This window comes from Tabrizicola sp. T74, from assembly GCF_057219935.1.
On record NZ_JBXVVT010000001.1, the window covers coordinates 1,158,248 to 1,178,449 of the forward strand.

The window sequence follows — 20,202 nt, forward strand, 5'->3', positions numbered from 1 at the left end:
ACGGGCCCTAGTAGTCGCGCTGCAGATAGACGCCGATCCCGGTCTGCCCATCTGCGCCCAGCTTGCCCTTGACCGTCAGCCCTTCGCGCAAGTCGAGGTTCAGGTTGATCTGGGACTTCCCCTCCTGGTCGATCTCGATCTCGGTATAGACATTGTCGGAGATGTACTTCCCGGCTTTCAGCGCCGCAGTGCCATCCTCGGCGGTGGTGATGTCCAGGTCGTCCAGCCCGAAGTTGCGCCGCAGGTTGCCGACCAGCCCCAACCCGCCGCGACCGGCCAGCACCGCCACGGCATTCGCCAGCTGCGCCGCCTGCAGGGCCGAGATCTTGTCCAGCCCCCGCCCGAACAACAGCCGCGCCAGCACCTCTTCCTGCGGCAGCTCGGGGGAGGAGGCGAAGGTCACCTGCGGATCATCCGCCGGGCCCTCGACCGTGACCGTGCTGACGATCCCGTCGCTTTCGGTATCGGCGACCACGGTGATCTGCGGCACCAGGCTCCCCTCCAGCACCAGATCGGCGCGCGACAGCACCAGGCGGCGGCCCAGGATGTCGATCCGCCCCCGGATCAGCGTGAACCCGCCCGAAGGTCGGACATCCGCCGTCGTCCCCAACAGCCGCAGCTCGCCCCCCAGTTCGGCGTCGATCCCCCGGCCCCGGACGAACACCCGCGCGGGGGCCGAGATGGTCACGTCGAGCCCGATGGCGCCGCCCGACCCGGAGGACACCCCCGTCGACCCGGCAATCGCCGCGAGCAACCCCGCCTTCCGCCGTGTGTCGCGCACTGCCGCTGCGTCCCGCACATGCCGGACCTCCAGCAAAGCATCGGCCGAGCTGAAGCCCGAGGCAGGGACGTTGACCTCGGTCTCTCCCAGCGCCAACGCGCCGGTCAGCTGCGCCCCGCCCGCCAGCGGCCCGCGCAAGGCAAGCGTACCGCTGACCCGCGTCTCGTACAGTTCCGGGTCGTACAGCCGCAGGCTTTCCAGCGTGATCGTCAGGTCGGCATTCCGGCCCCCGTCCAGCCGGATCGGCCCATCGACCCGCAACCTGCCGCCCGAGGTCAGGCCCGAGGTCGCCGACAGCTGCACGGTTCCATCGCTCAACTGGCCGATGGCCTGCACATCCTGCAGCGCCAGGCCAACGCCCGGGTCGGCGATGCGCCCGTCCGACAGGGTGACCCGGCCCGAAAGGGACCGCAGCGCGAAGGGCCCGGTCAGCCGCAGGTCATAGCCCATCCGACCCGACACCGACCGGGGCGCGACGAACAGATTGGCGATCCCCGCCTCGCCCGATCCGCTGATCGCCAGATCGCCCCGGCCAAAGTCATTCGCCACCGTCCCGCCGATCCGCGCCGCAATCTGACCCGGCCCCCCGGCCCGCAGGTCGAGCGTATAGCCCGCCGCCCCCTGCACCGCCGTGCCCGCCAGGGTCAGTGGCCCCGACACTTCGGGCACAATCAGCCCAAGGTTCGCCAGCCGCGCATCCAGCTCGACCTTGCGGGTGTCGCCGCTGATCTCACCCTTCGCCGTCGCCGACAGCTGCGGGTTCTGCACTCGGGCCGACCGGATCTGCACCACGCTGTCCTTCAGCCCCAGGTCCAGCTCCAGCACGCTTTCCCCGGCCAGCAGCCGGTCTGCCTCGGGATTGCCGATCCGCAGCGACTGTCCCCGGCCTGCCAGAGTGATCGCGCCATCCTCGGGCGTTCCGGTAAAGCCGAAGTCCAGCGCCACCGCGCCCCGAAATTTTGGCCCCAGCGCGGCAAGGTCGTCCAGGCTGACGGTTCCGGTCAGGTCCGACCCTGTCGACGATATCCTCCCGCTTGCCTTGGCGTTCAGCCCATCCGCCGCGACAGTCAGACTGCGCAGGGAGGTGCCGGTCTCATCCCGGCGGATCGAGGCTTTTAGGACCGACTCCCCCGCCAGCAGGCGGTCGACCTCAGCCTGTCCGATGGCAAGGCCGGAGCCGGTAAAGCCGATCTCGGTGTCGAAGAACCCCGACAGGCGGCTGGCGGATCCGGCGATTTCCAGCCGCCCCGCGCCGCCCAGATCGCGGCCTGCAAGGCGGGAAAAGCGGGCGAAGTCCGTCACATCCAGCGCAAGCCTGCCGGTGGCCAGAAGGGCCTTGTCCAACCCCTCGACCCGGATCGCGCCCGTCGCGGTCATCCCGGCTGCATCCAGCCGGATATCGGTCAACTGCAGCGCGCCAGAGCCTTCCAAAAGGTGGAACCGCATCCCGGCCGCAACCGCCGGGCCAAGCGCCTCGGCCAGGCCCGGGTCGGCAGGAACCAGACCCGAAGTCCGGGCGCGCAGCGTTCCGCCAAAGCTTTTCCCCGCGCTCGTCCGCCCGATCCGGCCTGACCCGTCCAGCTCCAGCCGGTCCAATTGCAGGTCGGGCCGGTCCAGCCCCTCGACCTGGAACGAGGCCGACCAGCTGTCCGCATCGCCCTGCGTCGATGTCAGCCGAAAATCCGCGCGGGTAACCCGGGTGTCGGTGACGAAGGGCAGCGCCACCGGCGCACCGTCGGGCGCGGCCAGGGTGCCGGTCACATCGACCGCAACCGGCAAACCGTCGCCCGCAATCTCAGCCGAACCCGACAGCGCCAGCGACCGCGCCGCAATGTCGAAGCGGTCGATGACCAGCCGCCCCGCCGCGCTCCGCCAGGCATCCAGCTTCAGGCCAACTTCAGTCCCGAAGAAATCCACCAGCTCGGGCGCCAGCACCGGCGCCAGATCGCCCGTCAGGTCCGCGCCCAGCCGATACCCGGCATCCTCGGCCCGCAGCGTGACCGCGCCTTGCAGCCGGTCAGCGCCATCGGTCGCAAGCGCGATGTCGGCGCGAAAATCGTCGATCAGCCCCTCGCCCTCGACCGTCAGCCTGGCCGAGGGGGCGCCCGGCACGTCCAGCAGGCTGACCACCAGCCCCCCCGCGTCCTCTTCGGCGCTCAGCGACAGGTTCAACGCCCGTGTTGCATTGGCGTAGGACGCATCCAGCCGGATCTCCCCCGCAGGCCCATCGCCGGTGCGAAGCAGGTCAAGCTCGGCCTCCCCCTCGCCCCCGGCAAGCTGCACCGAGGCCTCCAGCGTCCCCATCACCGCCTGCCCAAGCACCTCTGGCGCCAGTTCGATCCGGTCGGCCGCCAGCCGGTCGATGGTGATCGATACCGGCAGCTCTGGCAGGCTGAAGCCCTGCGCCTCGGGCGACGGCACCGCGTCCGGTGACGCGACCGGCGCACGCGCCACGATGATCTCGCGCGCCGAAAGCTCGCTGACCGCGACCTCTCCGGCAAAGAGGGAGGACCGGCTCCAGTCCAGCACGACCCCGTTCAGCGTGATCCAGACGCCCTGGTCGTCGGCGATGGTCAGCTGCTCGATCGTGGCTTGCGACGATAGCGCGCCCTCGAACCCCGTGACGGTGACGGTACGCCCGACGTCCGACAGCGTGTCTTCCAGGAAAGCCGTCAGATAGTCGCGCTCGTCCTCCTGCGCCACGGCGGGCAGGCCCAGCAGGCAAAGGGCAAGAACCAGCGCGCGCCGCATCAGAACGACTGCCCCAGGCCGACGTAGATCTGCACCCCGTCGCCGGTCGTGCCGCTGATCGGCGCGGCGATGTCCAGCCGGATCGGCCCAAGCCCGGTGTCATAGCGCAGGCCAAACCCGGCCCCGGCATGCGCGTTGGACAGATCGCCGCCGAACCCGTCGATCCCGATGCTGCCCCAGTCGACAAAGCCGACCGCTCCGATCCGGTCCGTCACCTTGGCCCGCAGTTCCAGCGACCCGGCCAGGAAATACTTGCCGCCGATCTGGAACTGCGGCCCGAAGCCGCGCGTCACGGCAACGCCCAGGGACCGGTAGGGTTGCCCCCGCACCGTGCCGCCCCCACCCGAGAAGAACAGATCGCTGCGCGGCGTCTCCAAAAGGTCAGGACCGAAGACCGCCCCGGCTTGCACCCGCGCTGCCACCACGAACCGCCCCGGTTCGCCCAGGCTGCGGAACACCCGCCCGTCCACCGTCGTCCGCAGGCCCGACCCGGTGGTGCCAAAGCCCAGGAACGGCTTTGCCGTCGCATCCAGATAGAAACCGCTGGTCGGGTTGTTCGCGATGTCCCGGCGATCCCAGGTCACGCCGAAGGGCAGGGACAGGTTGCGAAACGTGAAGGCGCCGCCCGGGTCACGCCCATCCTGATAGTCATAGGTCAGTCCCAGCCGCGCGGTCAGCTGGTCGGAAAACACATGGCTGAACCGCAGGCCAAAGCTGACCGCGTCCAGCTGATAGTCGATCTCGTCTTCATGCGAATAGCTGAAGCCCAGCCCGGCCGTCGTGTCCGGCGACAGGGTGGCCGGGCGGTCCAGCGTCACCCCCACCCGATAGTCTATGCCGCTTTCGCCCGACCCGATGTTCGTGACATCGCCCTTGACCTCTAGCCGCTCGCCCCCGCCCGACAGGTTACGATGCAGCCACGAGCCCTGCAGCGACACCCCGTCCAGACTGGCGACCTCGACCCCCAGCGAATAGCGGCGAGGCTTCTGTTCGACGACCGTCGCCGTCACGCCCAGAAGGTCCGGCGCGGTGATCTGGTCATCCTCGGTCAGCGCGACCGAGGCAAAGATGCCCGTCCGCCGCAACCGGGTTTCCGCGCGGCGCAGTTCGGCGTCGCTGAAGGTCTCGCCCTCGGGCAGGCCCGCGATCTTGCGGATCCGCCGTTCGCGCATCCGTTCCGCGCCGGTGATCTCCAAGCGGCCAAAGCGCAGACGCGGGCCGGGGTCCAGCCGGACATCGGCTTCCAGCCGCCGCGCCGCGTGGTCGGCCACCACCTCCTGCCCGGTGACGAAAGCCTTGGCATGCCCCGCGTCGCGCCAGGCACCGATGGCTGCCCCCACGGCGGCCTGCACTGCCCCGCTTTCCGCAATCTCGCCCTGCCGGAACCCCTTCGGCAGCTCGGTCCCCGTGGCCAGCGGAGCAACGCGGGCCAGGCCAAAGCGGAACGGCTTGCCCGGATCGACCTCCACCCTTATCGCCGACACCGCGCCCGGGGCTTCCAGCGCCGGAATGTCCGCCGCCTCGCGTCCGTCGATCCGGATGCTGACCGTCACGGAATAATGACCCTTGGCATAAAGTGCCGCCAGGATCCGCGCATAGTCCGACCGCGCGGCGGCCAGAAGGTCCTGCGGATCGGTCTGCCCCTGCGCCTGCAACGACCGCAGCATCGAGGCCTCCTGCACCGCATCGACCAGCGCGTCAGACCCGCCCGCCACGGCGAAATCCAGCCGGTCCAGCGCCTGCGCCTGACCGACCGCAAGGCCAAGCAGCACTGCAGCAACGGCCCCCCGGATGCGCCACAGGCTGCGACCCGACCTCATTCAGACATACCCCTTTGGCAGCACCTCGCCGGACTATCGCAGCTTGTGCCGACCCCTTCAATCAGGGTGAAACCGGATGGGCAAAGTTGAGTTCCCGTTACCGGCCCGTCATCCCACTGTGACAGGCACGCGGCATGTCTGCGCCAAAGCAGGAGGCGACAAATGACCGACGACGGCTATGATCTCGACGACGCCTACCAGATCGACGGTCCCGACGGTGCCCGCCGGATGTACGGTGCCTGGGCCGCGACCTACGACGAAAGCTTCGGCGCCGCTTGGGGCTACATCGCCCCGCGCGAGATTGCCGCGATCCTGGCCGCAAGTGTCGGGACACAGGCGGAAATCCTGGACATCGGCGCGGGCACCGGTCTTGTCGCCGAACACCTGCGCGGGTTGACTGTCGATGCGCTCGACATCACGCCGGAAATGCTTGAGGTCGCGCGGCCCAAGGGCCTGTACCGCACCCTCATCCTCGGCGACCTGACCAAGACGCTGGCGATCCCCGACGCGAGCTATGACGCCATTGTCAGCTGCGGCACCTTCACCCACGGCCATGTCGGCCCGGAATGCTTTCCGGAACTTCTGCGCATCACCCGTCCGGGTGCCGTCTTCGTCTGCGGCACCATCGGGCCGGTGCTGGACGGGGCGGGCTTCGGCTCGGAACTCGCACGGCTGGTGGCACATGGCCGGATCACCCCGGTCGAATGGCATGACATCCCGATCTACGAAGGCAAGGACCACCCCCACGCGCAGGACCGCGGGCTGGTGATGCGGTTCCGCCGGCTCTGACACTTTCCCTTGCAGACTCAGGGAGAGGGGCCTATATGCCCTTCAACAGCTGCTTCAGGGTCCAAACCTGAAGCTACCGAAAGTCACGGGCGGGCCGCTGGGTCCGCTTTTTTGTTTCTGGAACCTGATGACCGATCTCGTCGCCAAGACCGCCATCGACCGTCGCCTTGCGGACATCGTCCAGCCGGTGATCGAAGGCCTGGGCTTTGAACTCATCCGCCTGCGGCTGATGGGCGGCAAGACGCGTGTCCTGCAGATCATGGCTGACAGGCCCGATGGCGGCATCGGCGTGGACGAATGCGGCGATATCTCTACCGCCGTCTCGGCCGTCCTGGACGTCGAGGACCCGCTTGAGGACAACTACGTCCTCGAAGTCTCCTCCCCCGGGATCGACCGGCCGCTGACGCGCCTCAAGGACTTCGAGATGTGGAAGGGCTGGGAAGCCCGGATCGAGACCACGGAACTGATCGACGGCCGCCGCCGCTTCAAGGGCGATCTGGCCGGGGTCGAGGGCGAGGAAGTCCTGATCACGATCGAGGACTCCGGCGAAGAGGTCACCATCGGCCTCCAGTTCGACTGGCTGTCCGACGCCAAGCTGATCCTGACCGACGAACTGATCGCCGAAATGCTGCGCCAGAAGAAGGTGGCCGAGCCCACCGAGGGCCAGTTCGACGAGATCGAGGAAATTGACGGGGACGAGGATGAAGACCCGGCCCCAGAGACGAAACACTGAAGCGTGATGAGGAAAAGTGGGAACCGGTTTTCCTCGCCAATCACGCGACCACTGAGAAATTAGGGAGTAGGACCCATGGCAATCACCTCCGCCAACCAGCTGGAGCTTCTGCAGACCGCCGAAGCCGTGGCCCGCGAAAAGATGATCGACCCCGACCTGGTGATCCAGGCGATGGAGGACAGCCTCGCCCGCGCCGCCAAGTCGCGCTACGGGGCCGAGATGGACATCCGCGTCAAGATCGACCGCAAGACCGGCCGCGCCTCCTTCACCCGCGTCCGCACGGTGACCGAGGATGACCTGATCGAAAACCACCACGCGCAGATCACTGTGAAGCAGGCGAAATCCTACCTCGCCGACCCCCAGATCGGGGATGAGGTCATCGACGAGGTTCCGCCCGTCGACCTCGGCCGCATCGCCGCGCAATCGGCCAAGCAGGTGATCCTGCAGAAGGTCCGCGAGGCCGAGCGCGACCGCCAGTTCGAGGAATTCAAGGACCGCAAGGGCACCATCATCAACGGCGCCGTCAAGCGCGAGGAATACGGCAACGTCATCGTCGACATCGGCCGTGGCGAAGGCATCCTGCGCCGGAACGAAAAGATCGGCCGCGAAGCCTACCGCATTGGCGACCGTATCCGCTGCTACATCAAGGACGTGCGCCGCGAACCGCGCGGCCCGCAGGTCTTCCTGTCGCGCACCGACCCGCAGTTCATGGCCGAGCTCTTCAAGATGGAAGTGCCGGAAATCTATGACGGCATCATCGAGATCAAGGCCGTCGCCCGCGACCCGGGCTCGCGCGCCAAGATCGCCGTGATCAGCTACGACAACTCCATCGACCCCGTCGGCGCTTGCGTCGGTATGCGCGGCAGCCGTGTGCAGGCCGTGGTGAACGAGCTGCAGGGCGAAAAGATCGACATCATTCCGTGGAACCAGGACACTGCCACGTTCCTCGTGAACGCGCTGCAGCCGGCCGAGGTTTCCAAGGTCGTCTTCGACGAAGAGGCCGGGAAGATCGAGGTCGTGGTCCCCGATGAACAGCTCTCGCTCGCCATCGGTCGTCGCGGCCAGAACGTCCGTCTGGCGTCGCAGCTGACGGGTCTCGACATCGACATCCTGACCGAAGCCGAAGAATCGCAGCGCCGTCAGGCCGAATTCGCCGAACGCACCAAGCTGTTCATGGATTCGCTCGACGTTGACGAGATGATGGCCCAGCTTCTGGTCGCCGAAGGCTTCACCAACCTGGAAGAAGTCGCCTACGTGGAACTCGACGAGCTTCTGTCCATCGACGGCTTCGACGAGGATACGGCGGCGGAACTTCAGGCCCGCGCCCGCGATTACCTGGAGGCCGCCAACGCCAAGGCAATGGAAAACGCCCGCGCGATGGGGGTCGAGGACAGCCTCGTCAACTTCGAAGGCCTGACGCCCCAGATGCTGGAAGCGCTGGCCCAAGACGGGATCAAGACGCTGGAAGACTTCGCCACCTGCGCCGACTGGGAACTGGCCGGCGGCTGGACCACGGAAAACGGCCAGCGCAAGAAGGACGAAGGGGTCCTGGAAAAGTTCGACATGTCGCTTGAGGAAGCGCAGACCCTGATCATGACCGCCCGCGTGATGCTGGGCTGGGTCGACCCGACGGAACTGGAGCAGCCCGCCGACGAGGCTGCCGAAGACGAGGAGGCCGAGGCCTGATCTCAGGCCTCGGGGTTACGCGCAATGACGCGCGGCGGCCGGGAAAAAGAACGGGACGATCCGGAACGCAAGTGCATTGCGACCGGGGAAAGCCAGCCAAAGGCGGGCCTCGTCCGCTTTGTCGCGGGACCTGACGGTCAGATCGTCCCGGACGTGCTTGGGAAACTGCCGGGCCGGGGCATCTATGTCTCGGCGGATCGGACGGCGATCGACAAAGCGGTCAAGAAGAACCTCTTCTCCCGCGCCGCGCGCCAGCCGGTGAAAGCGCCCGAGGGGCTCGCCGATCTGGTCGAGCGTTTGGTGCTGCAACGGACGGTCGACCTCCTTTCCATGGCCCGCAAGGCCGGTGAGGCGGTGACGGGCTACGAGAAGGTGAAGGACTGGCTGGTCAAGGGGCAGGCGGCGACGCTGATCCAGGCCAGCGACGGGTCGGAACGGGGCAAGACCAAGCTGCACGCGCCTGATGGCGCAAACGGCTTTGTCGGCTGCCTTTCGGCTGGGGAAATCGGTTTGGCATTCGGGCGCGAACGTGCGATACACGCCGCGCTTGCCGCTGGTGGACTCAGGACACGTGTTGTAGAGGAAGCGGCAAAACTCGCCGGACTGCGGGGGCATTTGACTTTTCAGGTGCCAAATCAGTCGGGCGGGGATGACGGCGGTACGACCGCCATGAAGGATACGAAGAACGCATGAGCGATACTGACGGCAAGAAACCTCTTGGCCTTGGGGGCGCCCCCCGTCCCGGACAGGTGAAGCAAAGCTTCAGCCATGGCCGGACCAAGAGCGTCGTGGTCGAAACCAAACGCAAGCGCGTTGTGGTGCCCACTCCGGTGAAACCGGGGGCGCCGGGCGCTGGCACGGGCTCGGCGCCGACCGGGCTTGGCGATCCGTCGAAACGCCCCGCCGGCATTTCCGACGCCGAGATGGAGCGTCGCCTGACCGCTCTGCGTGCCGCCAAGGCGCGTGAGGTCGAGGATGCTGCCCGCCGCGCGGAAGAGGACAAGGCCCGCGAGGAAGAGCGCGCCCAGCGTCGCGCCGAGATCGAGGCGAAGGAACGCGAGGACCGCGCCCGCGAGGAAGCCCTACGCCAGAAGGCCGAGGAAGAGGAACGTGCCGCCAAGGCCGAAGCCGCCGCCAAGGTTGCCGCTGCCGAGGCCCGCAAGGCCGATGTGCTGGGCACCCGCGCACGGTCGACCACGCCGCCACCCGCCACCGCCAAGCCTGGCGAACGTCCTGCACCCGCTGCCCCGGCCGCGACCGAAGAAGCCCGTGGTCCCGCTGCGGCCAAGCCCGGCCTCAGCCCGCGCAAGACCGACCGCGAAAAGGACGACCGCGCCGACCGTGGCGCCAAGCGTGGCGGAGATGAAGGCCGCCGCTCTGGCAAGCTCACGCTCTCGGACGCCATCAGCGACGAAGGCGGCCGCCAGCGCAGCCTGGCCGCGATCAAGCGCAAGCAGGAAAAGGCCCGCGCCAAGGCGCTGGGTCTTGGCCACAAGGCCGAAAAGCAGGTGCGCGACGTGCAGCTGCCGGAAACCATCGTGGTCTCCGAACTTGCCAACCGCATGGCCGAACGGGCCGCCGACGTGGTCAAGGCGCTCATGAAGATGGGCATGATGGTCACGATGAACCAGGCCATCGACGCCGACACCGCGGAACTGGTGATCGAGGAATTCGGCCACAAGGCTGTCCGCGTGTCGGACGCTGACGTCGAACAGGTCATCGACACCGTCAAGGACAAGGACGACGACCTGCTGACCCGCCCGCCGATCGTCACGATCATGGGCCACGTCGACCACGGCAAGACCTCGCTCTTGGACGCGATCCGCAAGACCAACGTCGTCACCGGCGAAGCCGGCGGGATCACCCAGCACATCGGCGCCTACCAGGTGAAGACTCCGAACGGCCAGCTGGTCACCTTCCTCGACACCCCCGGCCACGCGGCCTTCACCTCCATGCGCTCGCGCGGGGCTCAGGTGACGGACATCGTGGTGCTGGTGGTCGCGGCAGATGACGCCGTGATGCCGCAGACGGTCGAAGCGATCAACCACGCCAAGGCCGCCAAGGTCCCGATGATCGTGGCGATCAACAAGATCGACAAGCACGAGGCGAACCCGACCAAGGTGCGCACCGACCTGCTGCAGCACGAAGTCGTGGTCGAAGCCATGTCCGGTGACGTGCAGGACGTCGAGGTTTCGGCCAAGACCGGCCTCGGCCTTGACGACCTCCTGGAAGCCATCGCGCTGCAGGCCGAGGTCCTTGAGCTTCGCGCCAACCCGAACCGGGCGGCGTCGGGGGCGGTGATCGAAGCCAAGCTTGACGTCGGCCGGGGTCCTGTCGCCACGGTGCTGGTCCAGAACGGCACGCTGCGCAAGGGCGACATCTTCGTCGTCGGCGAACAGTGGGGCAAGGTCCGCGCGCTGATCAACGACAAGGGCGAGACCATCACCGAGGCCGGACCCTCGGTCCCCGTGGAAGTGCTTGGCCTCTCCGGCACGCCCTCCGCCGGTGACACGCTGAACGTCGTTGAGACCGAGGCGCAGGCCCGCGAGATCGCCGATTACCGGATCAAGACCGCCAAGGACAAGCGGGCTGCGGCTGGCGCTGCGACCACGCTGGAACAGCTGATGGCCAAGGCCAAGGCCGACCAGTCGGTGGCCGAACTGCCGATCCTCATCAAGGCCGACGTCCAGGGTTCTGCCGAAGCCATCGTCCAGGCGATGGAGAAGATCGGCAACGACGAGGTCCGCGTCCGCGTGCTGCACTCGGGTGTGGGTGCCATCACCGACACCGACGTGGCCCTGGCCGAGGCCTCGAAGGCCCCGATCATCGGCTTCAACGTCCGTGCGAACGCAACCGCGCGGGCCTCGGCCACCCAGAAGGGCGTCGAGATCCGCTACTACTCGATCATCTACGACCTGGTCGATGACATCAAAGCCGCCGCCTCGGGCCTCCTCAAGGCCGAAGTGCGCGAGAACTTCATCGGCTACGCCAAGATTCTCGAGGTCTTCAAGGTCTCGGGCGTCGGCAAGGTGGCCGGCTGTCTGGTCACCGAAGGCGTTGCCCGCCGGTCGGCTGGCGTGCGACTGCTGCGCGACGACGTGGTGATCCACGAAGGCACGCTGAAGACGCTGAAACGCTTCAAGGACGAGGTGAAGGAAGTCATCTCGGGCCAGGAATGCGGCATGGCCTTCGAGAACTACGAGGACATCCGTCAGAACGACGTCATCGAAATCTTCGAACGCGAAGAAATCCAGCGCACGCTGGAGTGACCCGTTGAAAAATCACGAAAAAAGCCGGGCTTTGTCCCGGCTTTTTTCTTGTCCAGTGCAGTGGGCGCGGGACCTAGCGGATCTTCATCCCGTTCAGGAAGAACCCCTTGTCGCGGAACTCCAGCTCTGACACCAGGCTGTCCGGCGTCGGCCCGGCCTTGGCGATGAACATCAGGCCCATCCGCAAGCCCGCCAGCTCGTCCTCGGGGATCATGCCCGCCGCCACCAGCCGGTCGATCAGACCGTTCACCCCTTCGGCGGAAAAGGACAGCTTGCCCTCGGGTGCAGGCAGACCCTCGAACGTCACCACATCGCTTTCGTCGAACCCCAGCGCCCCCGACCCTCCGACACGGATACCCGCGCCGGTGAAGGCCAGCTCTTTCAGCGCGACCTCGATCAGGTCCATCGGCGGAAAAGCCCCCGGCACCGGCTCCCAACCCGGCTGCAGCATCTCGGCCCCCAGCGCATAGCGCGCCGTCACCTCCAGCGCCCAGGAAATCGGCCCCGACCCCAAAGCGCCCGACGGGTCGGCCTCGGCCCAGGCTTCCGGCGGCAGCGTCAGCTCGGTCATCCGCACCCAGAACCGCGCGTCCTGGGGCGAGACAAGGTCGCCGATCCCGACTGACACGCCGTACCCGGCATCCTTCAGGCTCATCTCGATGTTGGAAAGCTCGGGGTCAGGCAGGTCCCGCCCGGTCATGCCCATCTTGCCCAGCGCGATCTCGTAGTGGGCCGCCGTCTGGTCCAGCCCGGCGGACACCTTGCCGGATTCAAGCGTCATGTCGACCAGGCCGCCCTCGGACGATTCGGTCAGGTCGGCCTTCATCGCAAAGCCAGAGACCGTCGCTTCGCCCGACAGGCGCAGCCCCTGTGCCAGAAGGTCAAGGAAATCAGCCACTTCCGGCGGCGGCTGGTCCGGGTTCGCCGGATCGGGCACAAAGCCGGGCGGCAGGACCGCTGTCGCTGCTCCGGTCATCCCCGCGAGGTCAAAGGTGATCGTGCCGCGTTCCTCCTTGCCGTCGTCGAACCGCACCTCGCCCCGCAGCGCGCCCAGGCTTGCCGTGGTCGCAAGCTCTTGCGTGTCGGCCAGCAGGTCCATCTTGTGTGCGACCACCAGATCGGCCAGCGCCATCGTCGCCTCGACCGTTTCGGGTTGCGGCGGCTCGACCCGGTCCAGCGTCAGCGCCAGGCTCGGCGCCGTCAGGTCAAAGGCTGCGGTCTGGCCGATGCCCGACACCACCAGCGACAGGGCAGGGGCCGAGGCCGACAGGACCACCCGCTCGGGCCCCGTGTCGCCTGGGCCTTCGATGGTGACCGGAAAGCGCGGCGGCAGCAGCACGGCAACGCGCCCATCCGGCAGGTCCTGCAACTCAATCCGGTCCAGTTGCAGGTCGACCCTTTCGCCGGGCGGGCCCAGCGGAATGCGGATCCCGCTGACCACCAGCCGGTCCCCCTCGCGTCGGGTGGTGGCGGCGATGGTCAGGTCGGCCTCGCGCGCCAGCCGCGTCCAATCGGCCCAGACCTCCTCGGCCGTCAGCGCAAGGCCTGGGGCGGCGGGCAGGGCGGTCAGGCTCAGGCTCAGGAACGCGGCGCGGATCGGGGTCATGTCGGGTCCTTCCAGAGGCGGCGCGCGCAGAGTCGCCTTGCCCACAGGCTGCCGTCAAGAGCTTAACGAGTCCTGAATCCGGACTTGCAAGTGCTTGGAAAGATTGAAGCCGGTATTCTGTCCACGCTGGACAGGTCTACAGCCAGTCGCGCAGGATCGGGATCAGCGGCAGGTCGGCGGGCGGCATCGGATAGTCGCGCAGCCGGTTCGGCTTGACCCAGGCCAGCTCCTGCCCCTCCAGCGACCGGACGGTCCCCTGCCAGCGGCGGCAGGCAAACAGCGGCATCAGAAGGTGGAAATCCTCGTAGGTATGGCTCGCAAAGGTCAGCGGCGCCAGGCACGAGGCCCAGGTGTCGATGTCCAGTTCTTCCTTCAGCTCGCGGATCAGTGCGGCCTCGGGGGTTTCCCCAGGTTCGACCTTGCCGCCCGGAAACTCCCACAGCCCCGCGAGCGACTTGCCCGCGGGCCGCTGGGCCAGAAGGACCCGCCCGTCGGGGTCGATCAGGGCGACGGCAGAGACGAGGATCGTCTTCACGACCGGTAGTCGGCGTTTATCTCGACGTAGCGGGCGGTCAGGTCGCAGGTCCAGACCGACCGCTTCGCCTTGCCCAGGCCAAGGTCGACGGCAAAGACCAGTTCCTGCCCCTGCATGTATGCCGCGCCGTCGGCTTCCTTGTAGTCCGGGTTCCGCCAGCCATTCTGCGCCACCAGGATATCGCCGAACCGGATCGTCAGCTTGTCGCGGTCCGCCTGCGCGCCGGACTTGCCCACGGCGGCGACGATCCGGCCCCAGTTCGGGTCCTGCCCCGCGACGGCGGTCTTCACCAGCGGCGAGTTGGCGATGCTGAACGCCACCTTGGCCGCGTCTTCGTCCGAGGCCGCGCCGGTGACGCGCACCTCGACCAGCTTCGTCGCGCCCTCACCATCCCGCACCACCTGCAGGGCAAGGTCGCGCATCACGCCATGCAGCGCGGTCTCGAAGGCCTTCAGCGTCGGGCCTTTCAGTTCCGCCGCCGGGGACTGGCCCGTGGCGGCGATCAACAGCGTGTCCGAAGTCGAAGTATCGCTGTCGACCGTGATCGAGTTGAACGTGGCATCGACATTGCGCGAGATCATCTTCTGCAGCTGGTTCGCCCCGATCTTGGCATCGGTGAAGATGTAGACCAGCATCGTCGCCATGTCGGGCGCGATCATGCCCGAACCCTTGGCGATGCCCGAGATGTGGATCGTCCCGCCCTCTCCCTGCACCGTGGCCGCCGCGCCCTTGGGGAAGGTGTCGGTGGTCATGATCGCCTGCGCGGCCATTTCCACCGCGTCTTCCGTCAGCGCGGCCACCAGGTCGGGAACCTTCGCGGTGATCTTCTCGAACGGCAGCGGCTCACCGATGACGCCCGTCGACGAGGAGAATACCCGCGATGCCGGAACCCCCAGTGCCTCGGCGACGGCGCCAGTCACGGCGGCCACCGCCTCATCCCCGACCTTGCCGGTGAAGGCGTTGGAGTTGCCCGAGTTCACGATGATCGCCGCCCCCGCATCGGCCGGGACCTTCATGGCAAGCTTCGCCTGGCAATCCCGCACGCAGCCCGACCGGGTCGAGGAGCGGGTGAACACCCCGGCCATCGTGGTCCCCGGGGCAAGGCGCACCAGCATTACGTCCTTACGGTTCTGATAGCGCACCCCGGCCTCGACCGCGGCAAACTCGGCACCCTTGATCGCAGGCAGGACCGGAAAGCTTTCCGGGGCCAAGGGCGAGACCGGCTTCAGAGCCTTCTTCGCCGCCTTGACCACATCCCCCACCGCGTCCTGCACCGCCTCGGCCACCGGACCGGCGGCGGCGGTGACCTGGTCCTTCAGCTTGCGGACCTTCTTCTTCAGCGCCTTCGCTTCGGCCTTCCAGTCGGTCTTTGCCATCGCGGTCCTCCGGGTTCGGGGTATCAGTCGATCAGTCCGGTGTTCTTCAACAGCGCGGGATCCAGCGCCTCGCCTTCACGCGTAACCGTGGCGCTCTTGGTCAGCTCATCGATCTTCGCGGTGATCGCGGCGTCCTCGACCTCGGCGGCCAGTTCGTCACGCATCTGGTCCAGCGTCGGTTGTTCGGCAACCCGGGTTTCCTTGACGAGGATCAGGTGCCAGCCGAATTCGCTTTGCACCGGACCCGACACCTCGCCCACCTTGGCAGCGACGACGGCATCCTCGAACGGCTTGACCATCATGCCAAGCCCGAACCAGCCGAGATCGCCGCCATTGGCTCCCGATCCGGTATCGGTCGACTTGGCCTTGGCGACTTCTGCGAAATTCGCCCCGCCGGCCAGTTCTTCCTTGATCTTGTTCGCCTCTTCCTGGGTTTCCACCAGGATATGCGCAGCGTTGTATTCTGTCTGCGGCTCTGCGCCCTGGAAGCGTGCGTCATAGGCCGCCTGCAGCGCTGCATCGGTCACCGCTTCCTTCACGATCCCTTCGATGGCAATGCCCGAGACCAGACCGCGCTTGTCGTTGTCCAGCAATGCCTGCGACCGCGGCGACAGATCTGCGACCGACTGGGCCAGCACTTCCTGCTGGATCAGCTGTTCGAAGATGCCCTTGAACAGCACGTCATCGGGCAGCTGCTGGTATTCCGGCGGCAGCGTTTCGCGGAGTGCGATCATGTGGCCCAGGGTGATCTTCGTACCATTGACCGTGGCTACCACGGTGTCCGCCGTTTCGCCTTCGGCAAGCGCGGGTCCGGCAAGAACTGCCGTCAGCGCCAGAACCGACCAGAAGCCTGAACGTTTCGTCATTTTCACCATCTCCTGATCGGGGCGCCCGGCCCGTTCTCGTTGACTATCCCCGGCATCCCCCTTACATCGCGACAGTCGCGTGGGACGGGGCCGTCCGGTCACTCTCTGGCCCTTCTATGGAAGGCCGTCGGGGCGGGCAAGTCTCTGAGCCACACGATGCTGTCAGAAGCCGCCCACGGAGAAAACATGCTGGGACTGGGATCGCTCGCGCGGAAGGTGTTCGGGTCGCCGAACGACCGCAAGGTAAAGTCCGTCCGCCCGGTGGTGGCACAGATCAACGCGCTGGAGCCTGAATACCAGGCGCTGACAGACGAAGGCATCATCGCCAAGACGCGTGAGTTCCAGAAGCGGGTGCAGGAAGGCGGGGAAAGCCTGGAAGCGATCCTGCCGGAAGCCTTTGCCAACTGCCGTGAAGGCGCCCGTCGCGCGCTGGGGCTGCGGGCCTTCGACGTGCAGCTGAAAGGCGCGATGTTCCTGCACCAGGGCAACATCTCGGAGATGAAGACGGGCGAGGGCAAGACGCTGATGGCGTCCTTCGCCGCCTATCTGAACGCGCTGACCGGGCGGGGCGTGCATGTCGTCACGGTGAACGACTACCTGGCCAAGCGCGACGCGGAATGGATGGGCAAGGTCTATTCGGCCCTGGGGCTGACGACGGGCGTGGTCTATGCCCACCAGCCCGACGCCGAGAAGATGGCGGCCTACCGCGCCGACATCACCTATGCGACGAACAACGAGCTTGGGTTCGACTACCTGCGCGACAACATGAAAGCCTCGCTGGAAGAAATGGCGCAGCGCGGGCACTACTATGCCATCGTCGACGAGGTCGACTCGATCCTGATCGACGAGGCGCGGACGCCCCTTATCATCTCGGGCCCCAGCCAGGACCGCAGCCCGCTTTACACCGCTGTCGACAAGGTGATCCCGCATCTGCAGCCGGAACACTATGCGATCGACGAAAAGACCCGCGGCGTGACCCTGACGGAAGAGGGCAACGACGTGATCGAGGACCTGTTGCGCCAGGCGGGCATCCTGCCGGAAGGGCAGAACCTCTACTCCGCGGAAAGCACCTCTATCGTGCACCACGTCAACCAGGCGCTTCGGGCGCACAAGCTGTTCCACAAAGACCAGCAGTATGTCGTGATGAACGGCGAAGTGATGCTGATCGACGAATTCACTGGCCGGATGATGAAGGGCCGGCGGTTGTCGGACGGGCTGCACCAGGCCATCGAGGCGAAGGAAGGGGTGAAGATCAACCCCGAGAACGTGACCTATGCCAGCGTCACCTTCCAGAACTACTTCCGCCTGTACGAGAAACTCGGCGGCATGACCGGCACCGCCGCAACCGAGGCCGAGGAATTCCGCGAGATCTACGGGCTGGGCGTGGTCGAGGTTCCGACGAACCGCCCCGTCGCCCGGATCGACGAACATGACCAGGTTTTCCGCTCGGCCCGCGAAAAGTACGACGGCATCCTGAAGGCCATCAAGGAAGCGCATGAAAAGGGTCAGCCGATCCTTGTCGGCACCACCTCGATCGAGAAGTCGGAGCAGCTGTCCGCGCTTCTGAAGAAGGAAGACATCCCGCATTCCGTCCTGAACGCGCGCCAGCACGAACAGGAAGCCAAGATCGTCGCCGACGCGGGCAAGCTGGGCGCGGTGACCATCGCCACCAACATGGCGGGCCGCGGCACCGACATCAAACTGGGCGGCAACGTCGAGTTCAAGATCATGGAGGCCATCGCGGCGGACCCCGAGGGCGACCACGTCGCCCTGCGTGCCCGGATCGAGGCTGAACACAAGGACGAGGAAGAGGCCGTCAAGCAGGCCGGGGGTCTGTTCGTCCTGGGGACCGAGCGCCACGAAAGCCGCCGGATCGACAACCAGCTGCGCGGCCGTTCGGGCCGCCAGGGTGACCCGGGGCGGTCGGCGTTCTTCCTTAGCCTCGAAGACGACCTGATGCGCATCTTCGGCTCGGACCGGCTGGACAAGATCCTGTCGACGCTGGGCATGAAGGAAGGCGAATCCATCGTCCACCCTTGGGTCAACAAGTCGCTGGAAAAGGCGCAGGCCAAGGTCGAAGGCCGCAACTTCGACATCCGCAAGCAGCTCTTGAAGTTCGACGACGTGATGAACGACCAGCGCAAGGCGATCTTCTCGCAGCGGATGGAAATCATGCAGGCCGACCACGTCGGCGACGTCGCCGCCGATATGCGCCACCAGCTGGTCGAGGACCTCGTCGACCTTGCGATGCCGCCCAAGTCCTACCCGGACGCCTGGGATACTGACGCGCTGACGGCTTCCGTCCGCGACATGCTGAACATGGACCTGCCCATCGCCGCCTGGGCCGCCGAGGAAGGCGTGGATCAGGCGGTGATCCTGGACCGGATCATCGAAGCCTCCGACAAGATGATGGCCGAAAAGGCCGAACAGTTCGGCGCCTCGACCATGCAGACCATCGAAAAGCAGGTGCTCCTCCAGTCCATCGACAGCAAGTGGCGCGAACACCTGCTTAGGCTGGAACACCTGCGGTCCGTGGTGAACTTCCGCGGCTATGCGCAGCGCGACCCGCTGAACGAGTACAAGACCGAAGCCTTCCAGCTGTTCGAAGGTCTTCTGAACTCGCTGCGAGAGCAGACCACCCAGCAGTTGTCGCGCATCCGTCCGGTGACCAAGGAAGAGCAGGAAGCGGTGATGCGGCAGATGCTGGCCGCGCAAGAGGCCGCCGCCGAAAAGTCGGCCGCACCTGCAGCCGCCGCCGCAACCCTGGTGGCAGCCCCGGCAGCGACAGCAGGCACCCGGTTTGCCGGCTTTGACGAGGCCGATCCCTCCACTTGGGGCAATCCGGGCCGCAACGATCCCTGCCCCTGCGGCTCGGGCGAGAAGTTCAAGCACTGTCACGGACGCATCGCGTAAGCATCATAAAGCAGGACAAGATTCTGGCGCCGCGTCGATTGACGCGGCGTTTTCATGTCCTTTTCCAAGCAAACCCCAAGGCGACCCAATTAATGCCATTTCTCCGCCCTGATTGCCCCCTAGCCGTAAACGGTGCGATTCTCGTACCGGGGCACTGCCATGCTTTGGGGCAAAAAGGTTCTACGTATCGTGGCCGCTGCAGCGGTTGCCTTCGCTGCTGCGCATACGGCTGAAAGCCGCAAGGGGCAGTCGGCGCAGCAACCCCTGCTTATGGTCGAGAGCGGGCTTCCCGAATCGTCCGATACGACGGTTGTCATGGCGGGCACTGGCATGGTGCCGAAGTCTGCATCGCTGGCAGGTCATTCGGGCCATGCGATTGGCGACGTGGTCAGCATCACCCCTGTTGCGGCCACCACCCAGCCCAGTGGTGGCGATCACTGCCGGCCCCGGATGGACCTGACCACCGCGCCGGGGGCAATGATCCTCATGTCGCTGTCGGCACCCTGCAACCGGAACGAACGGATCATCGTCCGGCATTCCGGCCTGTCCTTCACCGCCCGCACCGAACCCAGCGGCAGCGCTCGCGTTCTGCTTCCCGCCCTGAAGGCCGATGCGATGGTGGCGGTCTATCTGGCCGATGCCCGCCTGGTCCTGGGCAAGATCCGGGTGCCCGAGGTTGCCGATTACACCCGCTATGCCATCGCCTGGGAATGGCCGACCGAACTGCAACTGCGCGCGACGGACGGCGACATGGTGCTGGTCGGCACCCCGGCCTCGTTCACGAACGGAACCCGGCAGGTGATCTCGCTAGGCGTCTCCGACGTCCAGTCGCCGGTCATGGCCAGCGTCTACTCCGTCCCGGGCAAGGACCTGGGCGCGGTCGACCTGACCGGCGAATTGCGCATCACCCCGGCCTCCTGCGGCCAGACCCTGCGCCTTGGCACGATCTATTCTGCAGCCGGACAGGTCACCGTGCAGGAACAAATGGTCGCGGTTCCGCTGTGCGGCACCGTCGGCGACATTCTCATGTTGAAGAATCTTGCGCCTGCCCTGAAACTCGCCGCTCCGAAGTAAGGT

General features: G+C 66.6%; 13 protein-coding genes. 7 read left to right on the top strand and 6 right to left on the bottom strand.

The features are described from left to right. Positions 1-7: 7 nt before the first annotated feature. The gene (locus AC2EAL_RS05970) at positions 8-3,532 is read right to left on the bottom strand and encodes a translocation/assembly module TamB domain-containing protein (protein WP_484723250.1); all 3,525 of its coding nucleotides are present in this window, start codon (positions 3,530-3,532) and stop codon (positions 8-10) included. Further along, positions 3,532-5,352, bottom strand: coding sequence for an autotransporter assembly complex protein TamA (locus tag AC2EAL_RS05975; protein ID WP_484723251.1), 1,821 nt, complete (start codon positions 5,350-5,352; stop codon positions 3,532-3,534). Before AC2EAL_RS05975 ends, AC2EAL_RS05970 begins: the two co-directional genes overlap by 1 nt. Before the next feature lie 162 nt (positions 5,353-5,514). Between AC2EAL_RS05975 and AC2EAL_RS05980 the strand changes: the two genes are divergently transcribed. From AC2EAL_RS05980 to infB, 5 genes are all read left to right on the top strand, one after another. Beyond that, the gene (locus AC2EAL_RS05980; RefSeq protein ID WP_484723252.1) at positions 5,515-6,141 is read left to right on the top strand and encodes a class I SAM-dependent DNA methyltransferase; all 627 of its coding nucleotides are present in this window, start codon (positions 5,515-5,517) and stop codon (positions 6,139-6,141) included. A gap of 127 nt (positions 6,142-6,268) precedes the next feature. Then, positions 6,269-6,874 carry a ribosome maturation factor RimP gene (gene rimP / locus AC2EAL_RS05985; RefSeq protein WP_484723253.1) on the top strand — a complete coding sequence of 202 codons (606 nt, stop codon included), beginning with the start codon at positions 6,269-6,271 and terminating at the stop codon, positions 6,872-6,874. 75 nt (positions 6,875-6,949) lie between these two features. Continuing rightward, positions 6,950-8,560 carry a transcription termination factor NusA gene (gene nusA / locus AC2EAL_RS05990; RefSeq protein ID WP_484723254.1) on the top strand — a complete coding sequence of 537 codons (1,611 nt, stop codon included), beginning with the start codon at positions 6,950-6,952 and terminating at the stop codon, positions 8,558-8,560. 24 nt (positions 8,561-8,584) lie between these two features. Further along, a complete protein-coding gene (locus AC2EAL_RS05995) occupies positions 8,585-9,253 on the top strand; it encodes an RNA-binding protein (protein WP_484723255.1) in 669 nt (222 codons plus the stop codon). Then, positions 9,250-11,829, top strand: a complete 2,580-nt coding sequence (gene infB, locus AC2EAL_RS06000) for a translation initiation factor IF-2 (RefSeq protein ID WP_484723256.1) — start codon at positions 9,250-9,252, stop codon at positions 11,827-11,829. Before AC2EAL_RS05995 ends, infB begins: the two co-directional genes overlap by 4 nt. A 73-nt stretch (positions 11,830-11,902) precedes the next feature. On the opposite strand, the gene AC2EAL_RS06005 is transcribed toward infB, so the two are convergent. From AC2EAL_RS06005 to AC2EAL_RS06020, 4 genes are all read right to left on the bottom strand, one after another. Next, complete coding sequence (locus tag AC2EAL_RS06005; RefSeq protein WP_484723257.1) at positions 11,903-13,435, bottom strand: DUF2125 domain-containing protein; 1,533 nt, start codon at positions 13,433-13,435, stop codon at positions 11,903-11,905. Between the two features lie 136 nt (positions 13,436-13,571). After that, positions 13,572-13,970, bottom strand: coding sequence for a (deoxy)nucleoside triphosphate pyrophosphohydrolase (locus AC2EAL_RS06010; protein WP_484723258.1), 399 nt, complete (start codon positions 13,968-13,970; stop codon positions 13,572-13,574). Beyond that, on the bottom strand, positions 13,967-15,346 hold the full coding sequence (gene argJ / locus AC2EAL_RS06015; protein WP_484723259.1) for a bifunctional glutamate N-acetyltransferase/amino-acid acetyltransferase ArgJ: 1,380 nt from the start codon (positions 15,344-15,346) through the stop codon (positions 13,967-13,969). Before argJ ends, AC2EAL_RS06010 begins: the two co-directional genes overlap by 4 nt. 23 nt (positions 15,347-15,369) lie before the next feature. Beyond that, positions 15,370-16,212 carry a peptidylprolyl isomerase gene (locus tag AC2EAL_RS06020; protein ID WP_484723260.1) on the bottom strand — a complete coding sequence of 281 codons (843 nt, stop codon included), beginning with the start codon at positions 16,210-16,212 and terminating at the stop codon, positions 15,370-15,372. 186 nt (positions 16,213-16,398) lie between these two features. Here AC2EAL_RS06020 and secA point away from each other — a divergent pair, with 186 nt between their 5' ends. After that, positions 16,399-19,125, top strand: a complete 2,727-nt coding sequence (gene secA / locus AC2EAL_RS06025; RefSeq protein WP_484723261.1) for a preprotein translocase subunit SecA — start codon at positions 16,399-16,401, stop codon at positions 19,123-19,125. Positions 19,126-19,314: 189 nt separating this feature from the next. Further along, positions 19,315-20,199, top strand: a complete 885-nt coding sequence (locus AC2EAL_RS06030; protein ID WP_484723262.1) for a hypothetical protein — start codon at positions 19,315-19,317, stop codon at positions 20,197-20,199. Positions 20,200-20,202: the final 3 nt, after the last annotated feature.

Excerpts from the sequence above, each read along its gene's own strand:
- AC2EAL_RS05970 (WP_484723250.1), bottom strand. The coding sequence starts at position 3,532 with ATGCGGCGCGCGCTGGTTCTTGCCCTTTGCCTGCTGGGCCTGCCCGCC.
- AC2EAL_RS05975 (WP_484723251.1), bottom strand. The coding sequence starts at position 5,352 with ATGAGGTCGGGTCGCAGCCTGTGGCGCATCCGGGGGGCCGTTGCTGCA.
- AC2EAL_RS05980 (WP_484723252.1), top strand. The coding sequence starts at position 5,515 with ATGACCGACGACGGCTATGATCTCGACGACGCCTACCAGATCGACGGT.
- rimP (WP_484723253.1), top strand. The coding sequence starts at position 6,269 with ATGACCGATCTCGTCGCCAAGACCGCCATCGACCGTCGCCTTGCGGAC.
- nusA (WP_484723254.1), top strand. The coding sequence starts at position 6,950 with ATGGCAATCACCTCCGCCAACCAGCTGGAGCTTCTGCAGACCGCCGAA.
- AC2EAL_RS05995 (WP_484723255.1), top strand. The coding sequence starts at position 8,585 with ATGACGCGCGGCGGCCGGGAAAAAGAACGGGACGATCCGGAACGCAAG.
- infB (WP_484723256.1), top strand. The coding sequence starts at position 9,250 with ATGAGCGATACTGACGGCAAGAAACCTCTTGGCCTTGGGGGCGCCCCC.
- AC2EAL_RS06005 (WP_484723257.1), bottom strand. The coding sequence starts at position 13,435 with ATGACCCCGATCCGCGCCGCGTTCCTGAGCCTGAGCCTGACCGCCCTG.
- argJ (WP_484723259.1), bottom strand. The coding sequence starts at position 15,346 with ATGGCAAAGACCGACTGGAAGGCCGAAGCGAAGGCGCTGAAGAAGAAG.
- AC2EAL_RS06020 (WP_484723260.1), bottom strand. The coding sequence starts at position 16,212 with ATGACGAAACGTTCAGGCTTCTGGTCGGTTCTGGCGCTGACGGCAGTT.
- secA (WP_484723261.1), top strand. The coding sequence starts at position 16,399 with ATGCTGGGACTGGGATCGCTCGCGCGGAAGGTGTTCGGGTCGCCGAAC.